Source organism: Vibrio anguillarum, assembly GCF_001989995.2.
In the GTDB taxonomy this organism is placed as follows: domain Bacteria; phylum Pseudomonadota; class Gammaproteobacteria; order Enterobacterales; family Vibrionaceae; genus Vibrio; species Vibrio anguillarum.
Genome location: NZ_JAHGUP010000219.1, coordinates 1 through 4764, shown reverse-complemented (window position 1 = coordinate 4764; position 4764 = coordinate 1). Strand labels below are relative to the sequence as shown.

General features: G+C 38.8%; 4 protein-coding genes. 3 read left to right on the top strand and 1 reads right to left on the bottom strand.

The genetic code is table 11. From position 1 onward, the window contains the following. The 3 genes from PL85_RS18575 to PL85_RS18565 all read left to right on the top strand — a co-directional run. Window positions 1-800 (top strand): sensor histidine kinase (locus tag PL85_RS18575; protein WP_215809372.1); only part of this gene is annotated, 800 nt, incomplete at its 5' end. Between the two features lies 1 nt (window position 801). Further along, window positions 802-1809, top strand: coding sequence for a response regulator (locus tag PL85_RS18570; RefSeq protein WP_095661224.1), 1008 nt, complete (start codon window positions 802-804; stop codon window positions 1807-1809). Then, window positions 1810-2592, top strand: coding sequence for a hypothetical protein (locus PL85_RS18565; RefSeq protein WP_095661223.1), 783 nt, complete (start codon window positions 1810-1812; stop codon window positions 2590-2592). A 23-nt stretch (window positions 2593-2615) separates the two neighbouring features. On the opposite strand, the gene PL85_RS18560 is transcribed toward PL85_RS18565, so the two are convergent. Beyond that, a complete protein-coding gene (locus PL85_RS18560; protein ID WP_095661222.1) occupies window positions 2616-4307 on the bottom strand; it encodes an N-6 DNA methylase in 1692 nt (563 codons plus the stop codon). Window positions 4308-4764 lie beyond the last annotated feature (457 nt).

The window sequence follows — 4764 nt, the reverse complement described above, 5'->3', positions numbered from 1 at the left end:
AAACTGGTGGTGCGGATCATAGAGAGCAAGAGGCCGAGGTGGAAATGCTTCGAGCAGTCTCAGCGACAACTCCCTTGTTATTTATATTCGCACATGAGGTGAAAGGTATAGCGCAGGCCTTAATGGGGCAGTCTGCTCAGCTGAAGCTTATTGCAGATAAAGTTGATGACTCTGACATAAAGAAAGAACTCAATGACCTAGCTGAAAGTGCGGATATATATAGAAAGTCCTTTGATGACCTCTTTGATATGTTTGGTATATTTTCAGACACTACGAAAGCAAGTAATAAGAAGGTCTCCTTTTCTAATATGTTCGAACGTATTGACACTGGTTTCAACTTCTTTTTGAAACAATTTAATATCACGTTAACTTATGACACAGTAAAACCGACTTGGAAAGTTCCAAAACTAAATCAAGTGGAGGCATATTCAGTTCTGATAAACCTAATTTCTAATAGCATAAAGTCATTGATTGCTAGTGACACAATGGATAGGAAAATTCATATATCAGTAGAGCGTAACAATGCTCAATATCATATGTGTGTACAAGATAACGGGATTGGTTTGAAAGAAGAATACTGGGAGAAGGTTTTTGAGGCTTGTACTTTTGACCCTGAAGGCAAGCTATATAGTTCTATATCTTCAGCACTCGGTGATGAGCAGTTGAGCAATATAAATAAAGGTTCAGGCTTGGGCCTTAATATCGTGCGAAGTATCCTACAAAAACATAAGGGTGATGTGAGATTCACTGAGCCCTCTCAAGATTGGAACGCAGAAGTCAAAGTGACCATTGGAAAATAATATGAAGATTCTAGTAATTGATGACTTGGCAGAGAACCCTGAACACACTAGAACAAGGCTATTGAATGTACTAGAGCAAAGAGAATCAATCGAAGTAACGATGATCGAGCCCAAAGAAGAAGCTCTACAGGAGAATTTGAGAAGCATTGACGAGTTTGATCTCATTCTTGTTGACTACAAGTTTGATACAGCAATTTCACCTATTTTCCGAACGGGTGCGTCTCTTTATTCGTTGCTTAGGGATTATACAAAATCAATCCCAATATATTTGATTTCAGTATTATCGAAGTATCGAACAAACAAGTTGGGTGAGTTTGATCTCTTTGTTAACAATGAATTTGTTGAAGACCACAGAATATTTAAGTATGAAATTGTAGAGCACAAGAAGCTTGCTCAATGCTCTGACTTTAGTCAGTTCGTAGAGTTATTAGGTGCCCCCGATGAAGTTTTAGATGACCTGAACTCTCTACTACGCACATTCTTTATTAACACTTCAGCGGAGCTCAACACTACTGACGATACTGTTTCTTTCAGCGAAGACCTCAATATTCGACTTTTCCATTGGTTGGTTGAGTCTTTTTTGAAGAAAGAGGGGCCTTTGGTGAGTCGTGAAGGTGCGGCATTACTATTGGGAGTCAGCACTGAGTACTTTAGGCAAATTCTGGATAGGTTTGAAGTTGCAAAGTATCGTGGGTTATTTGCTGATTCCAATGAAGAAAGGTGGTGGGCTAGTACGATAGAAGACTGTGTGCTCTTTATGGAAGATGAAGAAGACTTGCTATCTAAGCATCCATTTAAGCAGGCAGCATCATTGTTGCTAGGTGCTTCATCTTCCAATGAATTCTCGGAGTGTATTGAGTGTGATGAACGCTATCCAGATGCACTAGGTTTTTTACGTGATGATGAGAACAAGAAGTTACATCACGTGCATATGAGTTGTTCTATTCCTGACGAAACATTGAAACAGGAAGTACTTTTCAGAAATCCTAGAATTATTGAGGGTGATTAATTGGATTATGTAGATGAGGGCTTTACAAAAAATTACCTAGATCTCCTTAAATCATTTGCAACTTTTCTAGTTACATATAAGGGTAATCTTCCTCAATCAAGGAACTTTCAATTAGGCACTTTTGTTGATGTCTTGAAGACACAGTGTACGCAAGCTTTAAAGATAGTTAATGCGCAAAAACGCCTAAATAAAGTTATTTCAATTGATCCAAATGTGATATTTGGATACACAAATCCTGAAGATAAATCAAGGAAGTTCTACATATCCATCGGTGGCTATGTAAAGTTTGAAGATAGTGTGTTAATTGAGCAAAGCTTGACCGTAAACGTTATTCTAGAGCACACGACTGATTGTGCTCCAGTTCCTGAGGAATGGAAGTGGCATAAACATCCAATTGATAATGGTTTCCATGTCCTAAGGCGTTTTCATTTTGATTATGATTCAACAAATGACGACAATCACAGCCCTAAGTTTCACCTCCAGTATGGAGGGAAGTTTAATAAGGATTACTTGGGGATAGGTGATGAGGACGCGTACTATAATCTTTTTCAGCCAATAGACTATCCACGACTTCCTCAGCAACCTTTTGATATGATTATGTTGATTGATTTTGTTCTTCGAGAATTCTCGCTCAAAGGGAACGAGATAACTAGGGAAAAGAAGTGGAATGAGTTACTTGTTAAAAGTGAACAGATGTGGTTGAAACCTTACTATGAACACCTAATTGGGCGTCTTGATGTTAGTTCACGTTTAGAGCCTGTTCATAGAATACTAGGAGGCTAGCGCAAGCTAGCCATCAGACTAGCCTACTCATGATATTCTCGAGCTCCCTTATATCGCTCTCGTCTTAAGTCATGGACCGCTTTAGCAAGATACTGGCACTCTTCGTACGCTATTAGGTCATGCTTAATGAGTACATCATCGACTAGCTTAGTCGCAGCGTCGTAATCTTCTGCTGCTAATGCGCTTTCAATCTGAGTTCTTAAATTATCCAAATCATCGATACATTGTTCTGAGAACAGTACTCTAATACGTCGCCCTGCAGACGGTTCAATTTTTAATACACCAGAGCTGTATGCTCGACCTTCCAGCTCTGCAGAGAACTGAGTAAAAGTAGAAAGCATAGTCACTGCCATAGCGCGTTTATATTTTGCACTTACAGGCTCATTGAAAATCACTTTATGAATAGAGTTAGTACAATTAAATTGATTACCAGTGTTAACTACCATGCGTGGTCCACGGTGAATCATGTAAGACAAAAAGCAATCTGCTTTTAGTCCGTCTATTCCCCAGCCAGGCACAAACCAATGTGGACGTTTTTTAAAGGTACGATTGGTTTGTCTTTCTTCTAGAGATATTTCGGACAGGTATTGGAATACTCGAGACGAGGTATCTGCCATTTGTTCTTCTGTAGGGCAAACTAGATATACGCGCTGATCTGCTTTTGCACTTTTTTTGTGTCGATGTTTATCGTGGATGATGCCTTGAAGATAGCGAAATCGGCCAACAACAGGTTTTAACACATCTTCTGGAAGCTGGTGTTTTGCTGCAGTCGAACGGTTGATTATAAAGTAGTTGTTCGCACCTGTTACCATTCCGATTTTTATATCAACATATTCACTTAATTCTTTTGTCGTCTCTCTCATAAGAAGGTTTCTATATGAAAGCTTCGCACCCGATGAAATAATATTTAGCTTATAGTCTTTCACACTAAGGGAAGTTGCAGCATCAACATTGGCAATAGCCTGTTTTAGGTCGCTCACACCCCCAACAACATTCACTGAAAGGTTGCTTTGTGGGGTTTCTTTTTTGTGAAACCCTTCGGCTAACAGAATAATAGATGTCTCTTTTGCACCCTCTTCTTTGAAGAAGCGCTCTGCAAGTTTCAGGATCTTAATTTGTTTAAAGTGCTTTTGATGAACCTCTAAGAGCTTTTCTGCATAGTCGGCATGTAACAAGCTACTAGGGAGAACCCAAGCTACGCGTCCGCCTTCCTTAAGGAAAGCTAAGCTGTGCAATAAGAAAAATGCCCACAAGCTAGCGTTGCGTCCCATCGTTTTAGCCGAAAATGGAGAATTACGCAGAACTTTGTCACATGACTTTCTTTGTTCGTTAGTCATGTTATGCATCGAGACGTAAGGTGGGTTACCAAGGACTACATTAAACTCATTAGTTAAGAATTCTGACGAGTTTACTTGAATGAAGTCTTTTAAGATGAAGCGCTTTTTTTTATCAATGTAATTGACGAATTTTGAATCCAAAATTTGAAAAGCATGCTCATCGATATCAACACCGTATATCTGTTTTTCGGGTTCACTACAGCCTAGCTCGCGCAATCTCGCGATACTACTTTCAAAAAATCCACAACCACCAAAACTAGGTTCTAGGATATCTTCGTTGGTACTTTGAATAGCCCAATCAGCAAGCACTTTGCTTAGCTCCGGTGGCGTGTAATATGCGCCAAGTTCTTTTTTCTTTGGCAGCGAATGCGGGTTCATTTACTTTCCTATCAAAGATAAACCAGTCCAACTAGTGATACCGTTCAACTGAATACTCTACGTATCAAATAACCTGAGCACTTCAAATCTTAAGCATCGAGCACAAGACCAGAATAAGCGCAATAAATACAATAGGTTACAATTACTCCAAAATACTAGTTATTTTATCATAAAAAAATATATCTCGATAGATGTTGATAACCCTTCTTTTGAAGAGCACCATTGATTACTGAAAAGATATTAGAGCTTGATAGTTCATTAAGATTGCACAAAAAACCCAAGCCTCAGTTTATTGTTAGCCACTTACATGTCATAAAAATTTCATGACGAAATACCTTTAAAAAAGGCTGTGAGTTAGAAACTACGCAGCCCATAGTATGATACTTTAATACTTGATATGAATCATTATTACTTAGTATGATACTTTATTACTCTCCCACAAAATATGCGCTCTCAC